This is a genomic window from Mycobacterium sp. NGS64 (genome assembly GCF_059812245.1).
The window spans coordinates 714,660-730,316 of sequence record NZ_JCALCI010000002.1 but is presented as its reverse complement, the minus strand read 5'-3'; the positions used below and the strand labels follow the sequence as shown (position 1 = coordinate 730,316).

Genomic DNA, 15,657 nt, shown 5'->3' with positions numbered 1-15,657 from the left:
TAATTGCTAGCGTGCCTGCCCATGGTTGTACTAGCGACATTGATGGGACTTATCAATCAGGTCTCCGGGACGCCCTATATTCCGGGTGGAGATTCTCCCGCCGGGACCGATTGCTCTGGGCTCGCTTCTTGGGTCGCCAACGCGGCGACCGACAGGCCGGTGTTCGGCAGCAGGTTCAACACCGGCAACGAGGAGGCCGCGTTGTTGCAGCGGGGCTTCCAGTACGGGACCGCGCCCAACGCGTTGGTCATCGGCTGGAACGGCGGTCACACCGCGGTGACCCTGCCGGACGGCACGCCGGTATCCAGCGGTGAACGCGGCGGCGTGCACATCGGAGGCGCCGGCGCCTACCAGGCGGGATTCACCCACCACATGTTCCTGCCAATGCCGGATAGCGACGTCGCGCTGGCGCCGCCGCCCGACGCGCCCCCGCCGCCGCCGGACGCTCCCCCTCCGCCGCCGGAGGCGCCGGCCCCGCCGGCCGTCCTGGTCGACGCCCCCGCCCCGGCGCCCCCGGCGCCCGACGCGCCGCCGCCCGCCGATCCCGCAATTCCCAATCCATAAAGAATTGGATTCGCGCCGGTCTCATTTTCCGAATGGGAGCGCATTCCCCGCGAATGTGAACCGATCGCGATAATCCCCCCGTTGTGACGCGAGTCACTTTCACGCGTGCGTGAGGCGGGCGCAAACCGCCGAAAACCCAATAGCAGAAATTCGCCTAGGCGTCAAAGGGGACGCTTAGGCGAATTTTGCTGGAGAACCGCTGCGCGCCGACGGGCCCCCGGCACGTATCCTGCGGCCATGATCTTCATTGTGGTCAAGTTCGAGACCAAGCCGGAGTGGACCGATCGCTGGCCGGAACTGGTCGCCCCGTTCACCGCGGCCACCCGCGCCGAAGAGGGCAACCTCTGGTTCGAGTGGTCGCGCAGCCTCGACAATCCGGCGGAGTACGTCCTCGTCGAGGCGTTCCGGGACGACGAGGCGGGAGGCGTCCACGTCAACAGCGATCACTTCAAGCGGGCGATGCAGGAGCTGCCGCAGGCGCTGACGTCCACGCCCAAAATCATCAGCCAGACGGTCGAGGCGACGGGCTGGTCCGAGCTGGGGGAAATGACCGTCGATTAGCCGACGGCGACCGCGATTTCGCTGCCCAGCTGATACCCCGGGGCGAGCGGGAGTGCGTCGCCGCTCCAGAACGACCCGGGGTCAAACCAATTCGCGTCCTTATCCGTGACGATCAGGCCCATTTCCTCGTAGGTGATCGCCACCGTCTCCGCGCAGTACGCGGTCTCCAGGCTCATCTTGCGCTCCTGCCTGCGGCGCCGCGTCTGCTCACGAACCTTCCTGTCCACCAACGGGATTCCGCGCACCCAGTCGTCGATGGTCGGGAGCCGGCCGCGGAACCACCGGCCGGTCAGGCGGGCGGTGGTGGGAAACGCGGTGCCGTCCATTCGCGCGATCACCCGCAGCAGCCTGTTCTCCTGTTCGCGGGTGGCATACGGCGTCAGCTGACGCAGCCAGCACCGCTGTTGGTAGCGGTCGGTCCATTGCAGGACGGCTTGGCGCAGATCGTTGAGCTGCACGCCGCGGTGGTTGGTGCCGGTCCAGACGTCGACCAGTTTGTCGCCCAACTCGGCATGCCAGATCAACGGGGGAAGGTCGTCGATGGCCACCGTCATGCCGACGTGGTTCACCGGAGCGTTCGTCAACGTCTGGATGGCGCGGTCGGGTCGTGAGCGGCCGCGAAACAGCCAGAGGTCGCCGGTGCGGGTCTCGTCCAGCGCCTGGTCCAGTGTCAGCATGTAAATCCGCCCGTCGCTTCGGGTTTCGCCATCGCAGTCATTATCAGCCCGGGAGGACTTCGCGGGCGACCTTGCGTGGTAATAGCCTGTCAATTATGCGCAGGGTTTGGAAGTGGATCGGGCTCGCCGGTGTCGCCGGCGTCGTGGCCGGGGGAGTGCTGGTGGCCCGCGACCAACGCAAGCGACGCGCCTACACGCCCGACGAGATCCGCGCCCGGCTGCATCAGCGACTGGCCGAATCCGACGCGGCGAGCTTTCAATCCAAGTCGGGATCGGCTTCGGGCTCGACGGAGAACAACCGGTAGCGGCCCGAAAAGCCCTTCAATTCCACCTCGCGCCCCTCGTCGAATCGGATCCCGTCACAGTCGCGCAGGGCATCTCGTACCGGTTCGCTCACCAGGATCTGGCCCCCGGCGGCCTGGGCGGCGACCCGGGCCGCCATCGCGACGTTGCGCCCGAACAGGTCGTCGCCGCGGCGCACGGACCGGCCCATGTGAATGCCGATCCGGACCCGAATGTCCTCGTGTCGCTTGCGTTTTCCGTTGTTGTGCAGCGCTTCCTGCACATCGATGCCGCACCGCACCGCCTCCTCGGCGCGCGAGAAGGCGATCATGTAGCCGTCGCCCTGGCTCTTGACCACGTGGCCGGACCGTTCCCGCACGAGTCCCGAAATGAGCTTGTCGTGCGCGCTGATCAGCTTGACCCAGGCGCGGTCGCCGATGCGCTCGTTGAGCGCGGTGGACTCCTCGATGTCGGAGAACAGGATCACCACCCGGCCGTCGGGGGTGACCCGGGCAAGGTCGGGCCGCTCGACCTCGGCCCAGTCCGCGAGGTCCTCGATCGAGCTGCGCACGACGGCGCCGAAGCCCTCCTTGCGCATCACGTTGGCGGCGTTCCACACCCGTTTGACGGCCTCGCGACCGCCCGACAGCAGCTGAGTGCGGGCGTCGGTCCGCGCTCGCAATTCCTCGAGCTCCCGGCGGCCGCGCACCAGCAGCACCGAAACCACGGCGATGGCGCCGGCCTCGATCACGGCCACCCCGGCGAGGACGTAGACCGTGAGATGCAGCATGTCACCCACGCTTGGCATCCTGCCAAAGGCCGCCGGGCGCTCGGGTTGTCGGGCCCACAGGCAATGTCTAGTGTTGACCTCGACCGCCGCGGGTAGTGATTCTCAAGAGCCAATCAGGTGACTTCGGGAGGTGCGGGCTTGGCCGACGGCGGCGACACTTCCTCCAACCTGCTGGTGATCTTCGGCATCACCGGTGATTTGGCCCGCAAGATGACGTACCGCGCGTTGTACCGACTCGAATCGCGCGGCCTGTTGAAGTCCCCGATCATCGGTGTGGCCAGTGACGACATGCCCCTCGAGAAGCTGATCGAGCGGGCACGCCAGGCGATCGGCGACTCCGGCGAGAAGCTCGACGATGCGGTGTTCGACCGGTTCGCGGCCCGGTGGTCCTATCTACACGGCGACGTCACCGATCCCGGGCTCTACGAGCAGCTCGCCAAGCGGATCGACAAGGGTTGCCGTCCGCTGTACTACCTGGAAATGCCGCCGTCCCTGTTCGCGCCGATCGTCGAAAATCTCGCGAAGGCCGACCTGTTGGAGTGCGCGCGCGTCGCGGTCGAGAAGCCGTTCGGCCACGACCTGGCGTCCGCGCGCGACCTGAACGCCCGGCTGCGCGCGGTGCTCGACGAGGACCAAATCCTGCGCGTGGACCACTTTTTGGGCAAACAGCCGGTCGAGGAACTGCAGTACCTGCGCTTCGCGAACAACGGCCTGGCCAAGGTGTGGGACCGCGACAGCATCTCCGAAATCCACATCACCATGGCCGAGGACTTCGGGATCGAGGACCGCGGAAAGTTCTACGACGCCGTCGGCACCTTGCGCGACGTCGTGCAAAACCACCTGCTGCAGGTGCTCGCGCTGGTCGCGATGGAACCGCCGGTCGGGCCCAGCGATGACGACCTGAACGACAAGAAGGCCGAGGTGTTCCGGGCGATGCCGGCGCTGGATCCGGAACGCTGCGTGCGCGGGCAGTACCGCGGCTATACCGACGTCGCCGGGGTGGCGAAGGATTCGCAAACCGAGACCTACATCGCGCTGCGGACCGAGATCGACAATTGGCGCTGGGCCGGGGTGCCGATCTTCCTGCGCGCCGGCAAGGCGTTGCCGGAGAAGGTCACCGAGGTTCGGATGTTCCTGCACCACGTCCCCGGGTTCTCCTTCCTGCCCAACCGCCGGCCTCCCGAGCCCAACCAGATCGTGCTGCGAATCGACCCCGACCCGGGGATGCGCCTGCAGCTGTCCGCGCAAGCCGGAAACTCCTGGCACGACGTCCACCTCGACTCGTCGTTCGCGGAGGATCTCGGTGAAGCGGTGCGGCCCTACGAACGGCTCCTCTACGCCGCGTTCACCGGCGACCGCCAGCTCTTCGCCCGCGAGGACGCCATCGAAGAGACGTGGCGCATCGTGCAGCCCGTGCTGGACAAGCCGGGCCGCATCCACCAATACGACCCCGGCTCCTGGGGACCCGAGGCGGCGCAGTCGCTGCTGCACGGTCACCACAGCTGGCAGGAACCGTGGCTACCCCACCGCACGACGGCGACAACTTAAGGAGACGGGACAAATGCAGCTAGGGATGATCGGCCTGGGCCGCATGGGCGCGAATATCGTTCGGCGCGTGGCCAAGGGCGGCCACGAATGCGTGGTGTACGACCACAGCCCCGAGGCGGTGCAGGCGATGGCCGGCGAGGACAACACCACCGGGGTGTCCTCGCTGGCGGAGCTGGCCGAGAAGATGGCCAAGCCCCGCGTGGTCTGGGTGATGGTGCCGGCCGGGACCATCACCACGGGGGTGATCGACGAACTGGCGAAGACGCTCGATCCCGGGGACATCGTGATCGACGGCGGCAACTCCTACTACCGCGACGACATCCGCCACTCGAAAACCTTGTCCGAGAACGGTATTCACTTGCTTGACTGCGGCACCAGCGGCGGCGTGTGGGGCCGCGACCGGGGCTACTGCCTGATGATCGGTGGCGACGACGACGCGTTCGCGCAGGCCGAGCCGATCTTCGCCACCGTCGCACCCGGCGTGGATGCGGCGCCGCGGACGCCCGGCCGCGACGGCGAGATCGCGCAAGCGGAGAAGGGCTACCTGCACTGCGGCCCGTCGGGGGCGGGGCACTTCGTGAAGATGGTGCACAACGGCATCGAGTACGGGATGATGGCGTCGCTCGCCGAGGGCCTGAACATCTTGCGCAATGCCGACATCGGCAAGCAGATCCAGCAAGGTGACGCCGAAACGGCGCCGCTGTCCAATCCCGAGTTCTACCAATACGACTTCGACATCCCGGACGTCGCCGAGGTGTGGCGCCGCGGCAGCGTCATCGGCTCCTGGCTGCTGGACCTGACCGCGATCGCGTTGCACGAATCGCCGGAGCTGAAGGAGTTCTCCGGGCGCGTCTCCGACTCCGGCGAGGGCCGCTGGACCGCCATCGCCGCGATCGACGAGGGCGTGCCGTCACCGGTGCTGACAACCGCGCTGCAGTCCCGCTTCGCCAGCCGTCAACTCGACGACTTCGCCAACAAGGCGTTGTCGGCGATGCGCAAGCAGTTCGGCGGCCACGCGGAGAAACCGGCGAACTAGCTCGCCCGCTCGACGAAGGCGACGACGGCTTCGCTGAAGGCGTCGTTGTCGTCGCCGGCCGCGGTGTGCCCCGCGTTCGACAGTTCGACGAACTCGGCGCGGGGTACCTGGGTGAGGAAATGCTGGACGCCCTCGGGGCTGACGACGTCGGACAGCTTTCCGCGGATCAACAGGACGGGGATCGTCAGGTTGGTCGCGGCGTGCTCGAATTTCTCGGTGCGCAGTTCGGGGTCGTCCCCCGGCTTGGTCATGAACGCGGGATCCCAGTGCCAGTACCAGCGTCCGTCGCGCAGGCGGAGGTTCTTCTTCAGTCCCTCGGGGCTGCGCGGCTTCTCCCGGTAGGGCAGGTAGGCGGCGACGGCGTCGGCGGCCTGCTCCAGCGAGTCGAACCCGTGCAGGCCGCTGCACATGAAGTCGCGGATGCGGGCGCTGCCGCCCTTCTCGAATCGGGGCACCACGTCGACGAGCACCAGTTGCGTCACCCGGTCGGGGCCGGCGCGATCGGCGGCCAAAATGCCGGTGAGCCCGCCCATGCTGGCGCCGATGATCGCCACCGGCCGGCCGATGGCGTCCAGCACGTGCATCACGTCCGCGGTCACCGTCTCGACGTCGTAGTCGGCGTCCGGTGCGCGGTCGCTGTCACCGTGACCCCGAGAGTCCAGCGCCACCACGTGAAACCCGTCGTCGGCCAGGATCTGGCCGGTGTTCTTCCAGGAAAACCGGTTCTGGCCGCCGCCGTGCAACATCAGAATCGTGGGCCGGTCGGCCGGTGCCGCCGCGCCGCGGTTCCATTCGTCGGCGACCAGGGTGATCCCCTGGTGGCCGGAAAACTCGACCGTCTGGAAACTGCTGCTCACGGCGCTCATGGGCGTCCTCTCGTAGATCGCCCCTCGACGTTACCTAGGCAATCTATTGAGTGCGGCGTTGGCCCCCGATGAGTTCTCGTCGTCGCCGCGGTCTATCCAGGGGACACACCTACGACGAATACAAGGAGAACGGCCATGCCATCGATTACGCCCTCGCTGTGGTTCGACAACAACCTGGAAGAGGCGGCGGAGTTCTACACCTCGGTGTTCCCCAACTCGCGGATCGAGGGCTTCAACCGGACGACGGAGGCCGGCCCCGGGGAGCCGGGAACGGTCCTGTCGGGCAGTTTCGTGCTGGACGGCAACCGGTTCATCGGCATCAACGGCGGCCCGCACTTTCACTTCAGCGAGGCGGTGTCCTTCACGATCCACTGCAAGGACCAGGACGAGGTGGACTACTACTGGGAGCGGTTGACCGACGGCGGCGAGGAATCGCAGTGCGGCTGGTGCAAGGACCGCTTCGGCCTGAGCTGGCAGGTCATCCCCGACCGGCTCTACGAGTTGATCGGCGACCCGGATCGGACGCGCGCGGCGGCGGCCACCGCGGCGATGTACGGCATGCGCAAGATCATCATCGCCGACCTCGAACGCGCGGTCGCGGGGGAGCTCACCCGGTAGGCGGGATCGAAAGACATTGCCGCGGCGTGGATCTGGTTGATCTCGGCGGGGGGTCGGTGCGTCCAGGGCGCGCAGGCGTTAGGTTGGTCGGTGCGGACGCGCCGAACAGGAGTGAACATGGCCGAGGATGCCGGCGATGGGTGAGCCGGGCTGGATCGACGTGCCCGGCCCGGCCGGGGACCTGAAGGCGCTGACCTGGGGGCCGCCGGACGCCCCGATCGCGTTGTGCCTGCACGGCTTCCCCGACACCGCGTACGGGTGGCGCAAGCTCGCTCCGCGACTCGTCGAGTCGGGGTGGCGGGTCGTCGCGCCGTTCATGCGCGGGTACGCGCCCTCGGCGATCCCGACCGACGGCGATTTTCACGTCGGTGCGCTGATGGACGACGCCCTGCGGGTGCGCTCGGCTGCGGGCGGCACCGAGCACGATGTCGTGATCGGCCACGACTGGGGGGCCATGGCCGCGACCGGCCTCGCCGCGATGCCCGACAGCCCGTTCGCCAAGGCGGTCATCATGTCGGTGCCCGTCAGCGCAGGCTTCCGTCGCCGAGGCGGCGTGGCCGAGCGGGCGCGGCTCATCGGACACCTACCGCCGCAGCTGCTGCGCAGCTGGTACATCCTCTACTTCCAATTGCCTTGGCTGCCCGAGCGTTCCGCGTCGTGGGTGCTGCCGCTGCTGTGGCGGCGGTGGTCGCCGGGCTACCACGCCGACGAGGACTTGCGCCACGTCGACGCCGCGATCGGCACGCCGGAGAGCTGGCGGGCGGCGCTGGGACCGTACCGTGCCACCATCCGCGCGCCGCGGCCGCCGGAGAAGTACGCCGAGCTGAACCGGCTGTGGACCGAGGCGCCGCTGCTGCCGTGTCTGTACCTGCATGGCCGCGACGACGGTTGCATGACATCGGCTTTCACCCGGTGGACGGAAAAGGCGCTGCCCGCGGGCAGCGAGGCCGCCATCGTGGACCACGCGGGGCATTTCCTGCAGCTCGAACAGCCGGACAAGGTCGCCAACCTGGTGCGCACGTTCATCGGCTCGCCCGGCTAGGGCCATGGAGGCGCGGCGGATGGCGGCCGTCGATGCGCAGTTCTACTGGATGTCGGCCAAGGTTCCCAACGACGAGTTCCTGCTGTACGCGTTCGACGGCGAACCCGAGGATCTCAGGGGCGCGGTAGAGCGGGTGTGCCGGCGGGCGCGCGCGTGCCCCGGCCTGATGGTTCGGATCCGGGAGCGCGGGCGGCTGGCCTATCCGCGGTGGGTGCCGGCGGTGGTCGATCCGGAATCGGTGGTCCGTCACGACCCGACCGTCCAGGATTGGAGGGAATGCCTGACGTCCGTGGCCGGCCTTGCGGCGGACCAGCTGGACGCGCGCCGGATGCCGTGGCGGCTGCACCTGTTCACCCCGGTGCGGGGCGTTCCGGGGGTCCGCGGAGCGGGCACCGTCGCGGTCCTGCAGATCGCGCACGCGCTGGCCGATGGGGCGCGCGCGGCGGCGATGGCGGCCTGGCTTTTCGGCCGCGACGTGCCGGTGCCGGAGGTGGCCCGGCCGTCGGCGGGGTTTTTGCCCTGGCGGGCCGTCGATGCGGCGCGCGCCCACCGGCGGCTGATTCGCGACACCCGGGCCGGGTTGCTGGCGCCGGCGCTCGGGCCCCGTCCGCTGCAGGCCACCAACGCCCGTCCAGGCGCCGCGCGATCGGTGCGCACGCTGGTCCGGCGTCGCTCGCAATTGCGCGGCCCCACGGTCACCGTCGGGGCGCTGGCCGCGGTGTCCACCGCGCTGTCCACGCTGCTCGGCGAGGGGACGGATTCGCTGGGCGCCGAGGTGCCGATGGCCAAACCGGCTGTGGTACAGGCGCATAACCACTTCGGCAACGTGGTCGTCGGGCTCTACCCGAAGCTGGGTATCGATGCCCGCGTGAAGCGGATCGCTGAGGATCTGGCTAATGGCCGGCGCCGTTTCGAACATCCGGCGACTCGCGCGGCGGATCGGGCGTTCGCCGCGGTGCCCGCAGCGCTACTGCGTTGGGGCGTAGTGCAGTTCGACGCCGACGTCCGCCCGACCCAGGTGTCCGGGAACACCGTGGTGTCCAGCGTCAACCGCGGGGCCGCCGACCTGAGCTTCGGCGGCGCCCCGGTGGTGCTGACGGCCGGGTACCCAGCGCTGTCGCCGGCGATGGGCCTGACTCATGGCGTGCACGGCATCGGCGACACCGTGGCGATCAGCGTGCACGCCGCCGAGTCCGCCATCCCCGATATCGACGAGTATGTCCGGATGTTGGATGCCGTGCTGTGAGAGCTATTGCGCGTCATCCGATTTGGCTGCCTCTCTACGGGTCATGCCCATGGCGCCGATCAGTTCCTCGTGCAGCTCGAACCACACGGTGTGGTAGGAATCGATGAGCGGTCTGGCCAGCCAGGCGGTATCGCCGGCCTTCACCTTGTCCAGCGCCGCGCACAGTTTCGCCGAGTAGGCGGTCAACCGCGGCAACTGTGCCGCGGCCGCCTCGATGATCGGCAGCACCCGCGCGTGCACGCCGTCGAGGCGCGCCAGCACCGCGGCGTCGTATTCGGTGTCGTTGTGGGCGTTGGGGGCGCCGTTCGGGCCGCCCTTGAGCTGCCAGTCGGTGACCAGTGACTTGAAATCGCTGTTGACCGGCCGGAATTCGTCGTACGCGGCGGCCATCGCGGCCGGGTCCACGCCCGCGCGCTCCTCGTCGAGCAACGCCTGCAACCGGGCGCGGCCGCTGGGGCTGATCCGCAACGCCGCGCCGTCGACCAGTAGCCCCGACGCGGTCAGCCGCTCCACGATGGCGGCGATGTCCCCGGGATCGCGGCCCAGGGTCGCGGCCAGGTCGGCCGGACGCACCCGCCCCTTCAGCCGGACCGCTTGGAGCACAACCAATTCGGTCACTCGGCGACCCCCGCCGTCAACCGCAGCGCGGTCAACATGACGATCAGCGGGTTGGCTGAAACCACGTCGGTGCGCCCTTCGTCGATGGCGGCGCGCACCGCGGCGTCGGAGGTGTCATCGAGCCTCGGGTGATCGCCGGCGGCGTGCGCGCGCAGCGGGCTGATGCGCCGCGCGATGTCGGCCAGCTCGCGCAGTTCCGGCGTGTCGTTCTCCGACCACGCCGACAGGCTCAGATTGCCCTCGCGCACTTCGCCTTCGGAGCCGTCGACGGTGATCTGGCGGCCGGCCAGGGCGGCCGCGGCGCCGCGGCCGCAGCCCACCACGGCCACCCGGCCGAGTTCGCGGCTGACGACCGCGGCGTGGCTGGCGGCGCCGCCGACCTCGGTGACGATTCCTTGGGCGGCCAGCATGCCCAGGACGTCTTCGGGTCGGGTGTGATCGCGCACCAGTATGACCGGTTCGCCCCGGTCGACCGCGTCGAGCGCCTCGTCGACGTCGGTGTACGCGGTGCCGGACGCCACACCCGGGCACGCCGGCAGCCCGGCGGCCAAAAGTGGTGCAGCCAAACGTGTTTCGGGCTGCAATGAGGGCTGCAGCAAAGCCTTGACATGCGCCGGCGTCACCCGGCGCAGCGCCTCGGTGTCGTCGATGAGCCCCTCGTGGCGCAGCTGGAGGGCCAGCCGCACGGCGGCCTGCGCCGAGCGCTCGGCCGCCCGCGTCTGCAGCAGCCACAACTTGCCGCCGTCGACGGTGAACTCGATCTCCTGGACGTCGGCCGCGAGCCGCTCCAGGCGGCGGGCGGCGTCCGTCAGCTCGTGGTAGACGGCCGGTTGATCGTCGCGCAGGGCCGTGATTGGTCCCGCGTCGACCAGTCCCGACACCACGTCGTCGCCCTGCCCCCCGGGAAGCCACTCGCCGAAGGGCTCGTCGGTGCCCGTTATCGGGTTGCGCGAAAAGAACGCTCCCGCACCGGAGTTGGGGCCGCGGTTGCCGAACACCATCGCCTGCACGACGACGGCGGTGCCGCCCCGATCGTCGAAACCGTAGTGGGCGCGGTAGGCGACCGCGCGGGGCGAATCCCAGGAGGCGAACACTGCCTCGATGCCGGCGCGCAGCTGCGCGTAGGGGTCGGCTGGCGCCGGCCTGCCCACGATGCGCTGATACATGTGCGTGAAGCGCCGCCGGGTGTCCCGGGCGAACTGCGGGCCGCCTTCGGCCGCGAGCGCGTCTTCGACGGCGTCGTTCACGCCCAAGTCGAGGATCGTGTCCATCATGCCGGGCATGGAGTGTGTGGCCCCCGAGCGGACGCTGACCAACAGCGGCCGCGGGCCCCGCCCGAAGGTGCGCGACGTCTGCGCTTCCAGCCAGCGCATCCGCTCGAGCACGTCGTCCCAGATCGCGTCCAACGTCGCGGTGGGGTCCGCGAGGCAGTTGCGGCCCACTGTGGTCGTGAGGCAGAACGCGGGCGGTACCGGCAGGTTGTGCCGGCGCATCGCGTCGATGCCGTGGCCCTTGTTGCCGAGCAGCTCCCTCGGGAGACGCGCGTCGCCGTTGAGCGCGACGACGGCCGCGTCGTCCGGGATGCCCTCCTCGCTTCGGGTCGTGGTGCACCCCCTCGTCGTGCGGCGCGCTTTGCCGGGACCGTCCCGGCGGGCCTCGACGAGTATGTCAGGACTGCCCGCGCAGCAACCCGAAGCCGAAGTTGGTGCCAAACCCGCGGCGCAGCGCCAGGTGGATCCACAGCAGCCCGTAAGGCTCGAGCAGGCGTGCCAGTGTCAGGTCGCCGACGTCGACGGTCTCGAAGCCGAGTTCGCCGACCAGCCGGGCGGTCACCGCCTTGGCGTCCTCATCGTCACCGCAGACGAACATGACCGGTCGGCCCGGCAGTCGGGGGGCGTCCATCATCGGCGCGCCGATCTGGTTCATCGCCTTGCAGACCCGGGCGCCGGTCGCCCACTTCGCGACTTCTTCGGCGCCGGAGTTGTCGAACCCGACCTCGAGCGCCGCGACGTCCGGTGTCAGCGGGTTGGTGCAATCGATGAGGACTTTGCCCGACAGGTCGCCGCAGCCCTGCAGCGCCGCCTGCGTGCTCTGCCACGGCGTGCACAGCACCACGACATCGGCCGCCGCGCTGGCGAATTCGTTGGTCTCGACGGAATCCAGCGACGCATATTTCGGGTCGTCCGGGTTTCGGACACCGAACATGACCTGGTGGCCCCGATTGGCCCACGCGGTGCCCAATGCTTTTCCCACATTGCCGGCACCAATGATCGCGATCTTGATGGCGGGCTCCTCTCCGGATATTGGACCGCTACCCGCTAGGTTTGCACCTATGAATGTGTATGACGTCGGGTTACTGCTCCTGCGGCTGGTGCTGGGACTGACGCTCGCCGCGCACGGCTTCAACAAGTTTTTCGGCGGCGGCCGGATTCCGGGAACCGCTCGGTGGTTCGAGAGCATCGGCATGAAGCCGGGCAAGTTCCACGCCACCGTGGCCGCCATTACCGAGGTGTCCGCCGGGCTGGGCCTGGCGGCCGGGCTGCTCACGCCCATTCCGGCCGCGGGGTTCGTCTCGCTGATGCTGGTCGCGGCGTGGACCGTGCACCGGGCCAACGGCTTCTTCATCGTCAAGGAGGGCTGGGAGTACAACCTGGTGCTGGCGGTCAGCGCTGTCGCGGTGGCCACGCTGGGTCCCGGGAAGCTCAGCCTGGACTACCTGATTTTCGGCGACAAGCTGTGGTTCCCCGGCTGGCCCGGCCTGGTGATCTCGGCGGGGCTCGGCCTGGCCGGCGCCGTCGGGCAGTTACTGATCTTCTACCGGCCGCCGGTCAAGCAGGCGGGGTAGCCGCCTCCGGCGCCGCGACCGTAACGCCACTGCGAGGATCGGCCCGATTTGTCGCAGTGGCGTTACGCCCGTGCAGCGTCGTCCGGCTAGGGCGTCCCGTTCTTCCCGTTCTGGCCCAGCAGCAGCCCCGCGTTTCCGCCGGTGCCCGGCGTGCCGGGCGGCGTGCCGATTCCGCCGTTGCCGCCGTTTCCGCCGTCGCCGACGACGACGGCGTTGCCGCCCTTTCCGCCGTTGCCGCCGACACTGCCTCCGGCCCCGCCGTCGCCGCCGTCGCCGAACAGCCCTGCAGTGCCGCCGGCCCCACCTGCGCCACCGGGATCGCTGAACACCGGGGCCCCAGCTCCGCCGGAGCCGCCGTCGCCGCCGTCGCCGTCCAGCAGGCCGGCGTTGCCGCCGGCACCGCCGGACCCGCCGCTGAACCCGCCGCCGCCGCCGGTGCCGCCGGCGCCGCCGTCGCCGAAGAACATGCCACCGTTGCCACCGGCGCCGCCCGCCCCGCCGGTGCCGGTGCCGTCATTGCTGCCTCCGGTGCCGCCAGCCCCGCCGGCCGCGCCCATGCTGAGCAGGCCGGCGTTGCCGCCGTGCCCGCCCGCCCCGGCGGTGGTTTGGCTGTTTCCGCCGGTGCCGCCGTCGCCGCCGGCACCAAACAGCCCGCCGTTGCCGCCGTTCCCGCCGGCCCCGCTGCTGCCGTTGAGGCTGCTGAACCCGCCTGCCCCGCCGGCCCCGCCGTCGCCTGAGAGCATGCCGCCCGCTCCGCCGGCCCCGCCCGCGCCGCTGGTCAGGCCGAACCCGCCGTTGCCGCCGACCCCGCCATTGGCGAATATCCCCCCGTTGCCGCCGGCTCCGCCGGCGCCGCCGGTGCTTGCGCCGCCCACCCCGGGTGTAAAGGCGACCCCGCCGTCGCCGCCGTCCCCGGCGGCGCCTGCGAGGGTGCCGGCGTTGCCGCCCGCCCCGCCGGCTCCGCCGGTGGCGCCGTTGGGTGCCCTTCCGCCGGCTCCGCCGGTTCCGCCGGAGCCGAACAGCCCGCCGTTGCCGCCGGCCCCGCCGGCGCCGCCGTTGCCGGTCGCCGAGGCGCCGCCGGTGCCGCCGGCACCGCCGGAGCCGAACAGCCCGCCGCCGGCCCCGCCGTGGCCACCGGCAGCGCCGGTCGCGCCGGCCGCGCCGGAGCCGCCGATCCCGCCGTTGCCGAACAGGAGCCCGCCGTCCCCGCCGGCGGTGCCCGTGCCCGCAGCGCCGTTGGCGCCGTTGCCGATCAGCGGGCGCCCGGTCAGTGCCTCGGTGGGCGCGTTGACCGCGTTGAGCGCCTGCTGCTGAATGGTGTGCAGCGGGTTGGTGCTGGCGGGAGCGTTGAATCCGTCCAAGCCCAGCAGCTGACCGGCGATGCCGCCCGCACCGGTCGTGCCCCGTGTCGCGCCGAGCCCGCCGTTACCGCCGTTGCCGCCGTCGCCGATCAGCATGCCGCTGCCGCCCGCCCCGCCCGCGCCGCCCGTGCTGCCGGCGGCGGCCTCGCCGGCTCCTCCGCTCCCGCCATTACCGCCGTTCCCGATGAGCCCGGACCTGCCGCCCGTGCCGCCGGCGCCGCCCAGGGCGGTTCCACCGTCCCCGCCGGCGCCGCCGGCGCCGCCAGAGCCGGTGAGCAGGCCGGCGGTGCCGCCGGCCCCGCCCTTCCCGCCGTTCGTCGGGCCGAACCCGCCGTCGCCGCCGGCCCCACCTTCGCCGAATAGCAGGCCGGCGTTGCCGCCGGCTCCGCCGGCCCCGCCGTTGCCGGTCGCCGCGGTGATGCTTTCGCCGCCGGTGCCGCCCGCGCCGCCGGCAGCCATGCTCAGCGCACCGGCGTTGCCGCCGGTCCCGCCCGCCCCGCCGCTGGCTCCGCCGTGCCCGCCGCTGCCGCCGTTTCCGCCGCCGCCGAATAGCCCGCCGGCGCCGCCGGCCCCACCGAGCCCGCCGGTCTGGCCGTCGCTGGATCCGCCGGCCCCGCCGGCCCCGCCGCTGCCGAATACCCCGCCAGCGCCGCCGGCCCCACCGGCGCCGCCGGTCCCGTCAATGGTTGTTCCGCCGACCCCGCCGGCGCCGCCGCTGGAGAACAGCCCGCCGGCCCCGCCCGCGCCGCCGGCGCCGCCCGCTTGGGTGATGCTGTCGGCGTGGCCGCCTGCGCCGCCGGTCCCGGCCGCGCCGGCGAGCAGGCCCGCGTTGCCGCCGGCCCCGCCTGTCCCGCCGGCCGCCTCCGAATTCCCGCCAGCCCCGCCGACGCCGCCGGAGCCGAACAGGCCCGCGGCCCCGCCGTGGCCGCCGACTCCACCCGGGCCTACCAGGGCGGCTCCGCCGGCGCCACCGGCGCCGCCGTTGCCGACCAGCCCGGCTGCCCCGCCGTTGCCGCCGTTTCCGCCGTTAGCGCCGTTGGTGCCGGATCCGCCGGCGCCGCCGTTGCCGATCAGCCACCCGCCGTCTCCGCCGTTTTGTCCGGTCCCCGCGGCACCGTTGGCGCCGTTACCGATCAGGGGGCGCCCGGTCGCGGCCTGGATGGGCGCGTTGATCCCATCGAGCACGGTCTGCAGCGGTGACACGTTCGCGGCTTCGGCGGCCGCGAACATCGCGCCGCTGGTGCTCATCGTCTGCGTGAATTGCTGATGGAACAGCGCCGCCTCGGCGCTGAGCGCCTGAAACGCCTGGGCGTGGCCGGAAAACAGCGCGGCCAACGCCGCCGACACCTCATCGGCGCCGGCGGCCAGCACCGCGGTCGTCGGGCCCGCCGCCGCCGCGTGGGCGGCGCTGAGCGCCGACCCGATGTTCTCGACATCCGCCGCCGCGGCCGCCACCAGCCCGGGGTCCACCATCACGAACGACATTGCTTTCCTCCCGATCGTCATCACGTGTTCGGGGGGATGTGCCTTGCTACCCCAGCCCGAAATTCATCTGGAATCGAGTCCAGGATGCGGGCGGGACGCCGACGAAACGTCAGTCATA

At 70.8% G+C, this 15,657-nt stretch carries 16 protein-coding genes; 9 read left to right on the top strand and 7 right to left on the bottom strand.

Features of this window, described 5'->3' with window-relative positions; all coding sequences use genetic code 11:
- The first annotated feature begins 21 nt into the window (after nucleotides 1-21).
- Both AC5Y4S_RS11735 and AC5Y4S_RS11730 read left to right on the top strand, forming a co-directional pair.
- Entirely contained in the window at nucleotides 22-564 is a 543-nt protein-coding gene (locus AC5Y4S_RS11735) for a peptidoglycan endopeptidase (RefSeq protein WP_500032834.1), read from the top strand.
- Nucleotides 565-801: 237 nt separating this feature from the next.
- Nucleotides 802-1,125 (top strand): putative quinol monooxygenase, encoded by a 324-nt coding sequence (locus AC5Y4S_RS11730; RefSeq protein ID WP_500032832.1) that lies wholly within the window; start codon nucleotides 802-804, stop codon nucleotides 1,123-1,125.
- Here the strand turns inward: AC5Y4S_RS11730 and AC5Y4S_RS11725 are convergent.
- Complete coding sequence (locus AC5Y4S_RS11725; protein WP_500032830.1) at nucleotides 1,122-1,802, bottom strand: guanylate cyclase; 681 nt, start codon at nucleotides 1,800-1,802, stop codon at nucleotides 1,122-1,124. The genes AC5Y4S_RS11730 and AC5Y4S_RS11725 overlap by 4 nt on opposite strands.
- A gap of 95 nt (nucleotides 1,803-1,897) precedes the next feature.
- Here AC5Y4S_RS11725 and AC5Y4S_RS11720 point away from each other — a divergent pair, with 95 nt between their 5' ends.
- Complete coding sequence (locus AC5Y4S_RS11720) at nucleotides 1,898-2,107, top strand: hypothetical protein (protein ID WP_068189922.1); 210 nt, start codon at nucleotides 1,898-1,900, stop codon at nucleotides 2,105-2,107.
- Here the strand turns inward: AC5Y4S_RS11720 and AC5Y4S_RS11715 are convergent.
- Entirely contained in the window at nucleotides 2,059-2,892 is an 834-nt protein-coding gene (locus tag AC5Y4S_RS11715; RefSeq protein WP_500032827.1) for an adenylate/guanylate cyclase domain-containing protein, read from the bottom strand. The genes AC5Y4S_RS11720 and AC5Y4S_RS11715 overlap by 49 nt on opposite strands.
- A 120-nt stretch (nucleotides 2,893-3,012) precedes the next feature.
- On the opposite strand from AC5Y4S_RS11715, the gene AC5Y4S_RS11710 reads away from it, so the two are divergent.
- Both AC5Y4S_RS11710 and gnd read left to right on the top strand, forming a co-directional pair.
- Complete coding sequence (locus AC5Y4S_RS11710; RefSeq protein ID WP_500032825.1) at nucleotides 3,013-4,422, top strand: glucose-6-phosphate dehydrogenase; 1,410 nt, start codon at nucleotides 3,013-3,015, stop codon at nucleotides 4,420-4,422.
- A 13-nt stretch (nucleotides 4,423-4,435) separates the two neighbouring features.
- Entirely contained in the window at nucleotides 4,436-5,458 is a 1,023-nt protein-coding gene (gene gnd / locus AC5Y4S_RS11705; protein ID WP_068100897.1) for a phosphogluconate dehydrogenase (NAD(+)-dependent, decarboxylating), read from the top strand.
- Here the strand turns inward: gnd and AC5Y4S_RS11700 are convergent.
- The gene (locus tag AC5Y4S_RS11700) at nucleotides 5,455-6,324 is read right to left on the bottom strand and encodes an alpha/beta fold hydrolase (RefSeq protein WP_500032822.1); all 870 of its coding nucleotides are present in this window, start codon (nucleotides 6,322-6,324) and stop codon (nucleotides 5,455-5,457) included. The two genes, gnd and AC5Y4S_RS11700, sit on opposite strands and share 4 nt — an antisense overlap.
- A 135-nt stretch (nucleotides 6,325-6,459) precedes the next feature.
- Between AC5Y4S_RS11700 and AC5Y4S_RS11695 the strand changes: the two genes are divergently transcribed.
- From AC5Y4S_RS11695 to AC5Y4S_RS11685, 3 genes are all read left to right on the top strand, one after another.
- Nucleotides 6,460-6,942: a VOC family protein gene (locus AC5Y4S_RS11695; protein ID WP_500032821.1), complete on the top strand. Its 483-nt coding sequence runs from the start codon at nucleotides 6,460-6,462 to the stop codon at nucleotides 6,940-6,942.
- A gap of 136 nt (nucleotides 6,943-7,078) precedes the next feature.
- Nucleotides 7,079-7,984 (top strand): alpha/beta fold hydrolase, encoded by a 906-nt coding sequence (locus tag AC5Y4S_RS11690; RefSeq protein ID WP_500032819.1) that lies wholly within the window; start codon nucleotides 7,079-7,081, stop codon nucleotides 7,982-7,984.
- 4 nt (nucleotides 7,985-7,988) lie between these two features.
- On the top strand, nucleotides 7,989-9,230 hold the full coding sequence (locus tag AC5Y4S_RS11685) for a WS/DGAT domain-containing protein (protein WP_500032816.1): 1,242 nt from the start codon (nucleotides 7,989-7,991) through the stop codon (nucleotides 9,228-9,230).
- 3 nt (nucleotides 9,231-9,233) lie between these two features.
- Here AC5Y4S_RS11685 and AC5Y4S_RS11680 read toward each other — a convergent pair whose 3' ends face one another.
- From AC5Y4S_RS11680 to AC5Y4S_RS11670, 3 genes are all read right to left on the bottom strand, one after another.
- Complete coding sequence (locus AC5Y4S_RS11680; RefSeq protein ID WP_500032814.1) at nucleotides 9,234-9,848, bottom strand: winged helix DNA-binding protein; 615 nt, start codon at nucleotides 9,846-9,848, stop codon at nucleotides 9,234-9,236.
- Nucleotides 9,845-11,431 carry a pyruvate, phosphate dikinase gene (locus AC5Y4S_RS11675; RefSeq protein WP_500033299.1) on the bottom strand — a complete coding sequence of 529 codons (1,587 nt, stop codon included), beginning with the start codon at nucleotides 11,429-11,431 and terminating at the stop codon, nucleotides 9,845-9,847. The genes AC5Y4S_RS11680 and AC5Y4S_RS11675 overlap by 4 nt, the downstream gene beginning before the upstream one ends.
- Before the next feature lie 85 nt (nucleotides 11,432-11,516).
- Nucleotides 11,517-12,116 (bottom strand): NADPH-dependent F420 reductase, encoded by a 600-nt coding sequence (locus AC5Y4S_RS11670; protein ID WP_500033298.1) that lies wholly within the window; start codon nucleotides 12,114-12,116, stop codon nucleotides 11,517-11,519.
- A gap of 64 nt (nucleotides 12,117-12,180) precedes the next feature.
- Between AC5Y4S_RS11670 and AC5Y4S_RS11665 the strand changes: the two genes are divergently transcribed.
- Entirely contained in the window at nucleotides 12,181-12,693 is a 513-nt protein-coding gene (locus tag AC5Y4S_RS11665; protein ID WP_068100973.1) for a DoxX family protein, read from the top strand.
- An 86-nt stretch (nucleotides 12,694-12,779) separates the two neighbouring features.
- Here AC5Y4S_RS11665 and AC5Y4S_RS11660 read toward each other — a convergent pair whose 3' ends face one another.
- On the bottom strand, nucleotides 12,780-15,539 hold the full coding sequence (locus AC5Y4S_RS11660; RefSeq protein ID WP_500032809.1) for a PE family protein: 2,760 nt from the start codon (nucleotides 15,537-15,539) through the stop codon (nucleotides 12,780-12,782).
- Nucleotides 15,540-15,657: the final 118 nt, after the last annotated feature.

Excerpts from the sequence above, each read along its gene's own strand:
- AC5Y4S_RS11735 (WP_500032834.1), top strand. The coding sequence starts at position 22 with ATGGTTGTACTAGCGACATTGATGGGACTTATCAATCAGGTCTCCGGG.
- AC5Y4S_RS11730 (WP_500032832.1), top strand. The coding sequence starts at position 802 with ATGATCTTCATTGTGGTCAAGTTCGAGACCAAGCCGGAGTGGACCGAT.
- AC5Y4S_RS11725 (WP_500032830.1), bottom strand. The coding sequence starts at position 1,802 with ATGCTGACACTGGACCAGGCGCTGGACGAGACCCGCACCGGCGACCTC.
- AC5Y4S_RS11720 (WP_068189922.1), top strand. The coding sequence starts at position 1,898 with ATGCGCAGGGTTTGGAAGTGGATCGGGCTCGCCGGTGTCGCCGGCGTC.
- AC5Y4S_RS11715 (WP_500032827.1), bottom strand. The coding sequence starts at position 2,892 with ATGCCAAGCGTGGGTGACATGCTGCATCTCACGGTCTACGTCCTCGCC.
- gnd (WP_068100897.1), top strand. The coding sequence starts at position 4,436 with ATGCAGCTAGGGATGATCGGCCTGGGCCGCATGGGCGCGAATATCGTT.
- AC5Y4S_RS11700 (WP_500032822.1), bottom strand. The coding sequence starts at position 6,324 with ATGAGCGCCGTGAGCAGCAGTTTCCAGACGGTCGAGTTTTCCGGCCAC.
- AC5Y4S_RS11695 (WP_500032821.1), top strand. The coding sequence starts at position 6,460 with ATGCCATCGATTACGCCCTCGCTGTGGTTCGACAACAACCTGGAAGAG.
- AC5Y4S_RS11690 (WP_500032819.1), top strand. The coding sequence starts at position 7,079 with ATGGGTGAGCCGGGCTGGATCGACGTGCCCGGCCCGGCCGGGGACCTG.
- AC5Y4S_RS11685 (WP_500032816.1), top strand. The coding sequence starts at position 7,989 with ATGGAGGCGCGGCGGATGGCGGCCGTCGATGCGCAGTTCTACTGGATG.
- AC5Y4S_RS11665 (WP_068100973.1), top strand. The coding sequence starts at position 12,181 with ATGAATGTGTATGACGTCGGGTTACTGCTCCTGCGGCTGGTGCTGGGA.
- AC5Y4S_RS11660 (WP_500032809.1), bottom strand. The coding sequence starts at position 15,539 with ATGTCGTTCGTGATGGTGGACCCCGGGCTGGTGGCGGCCGCGGCGGCG.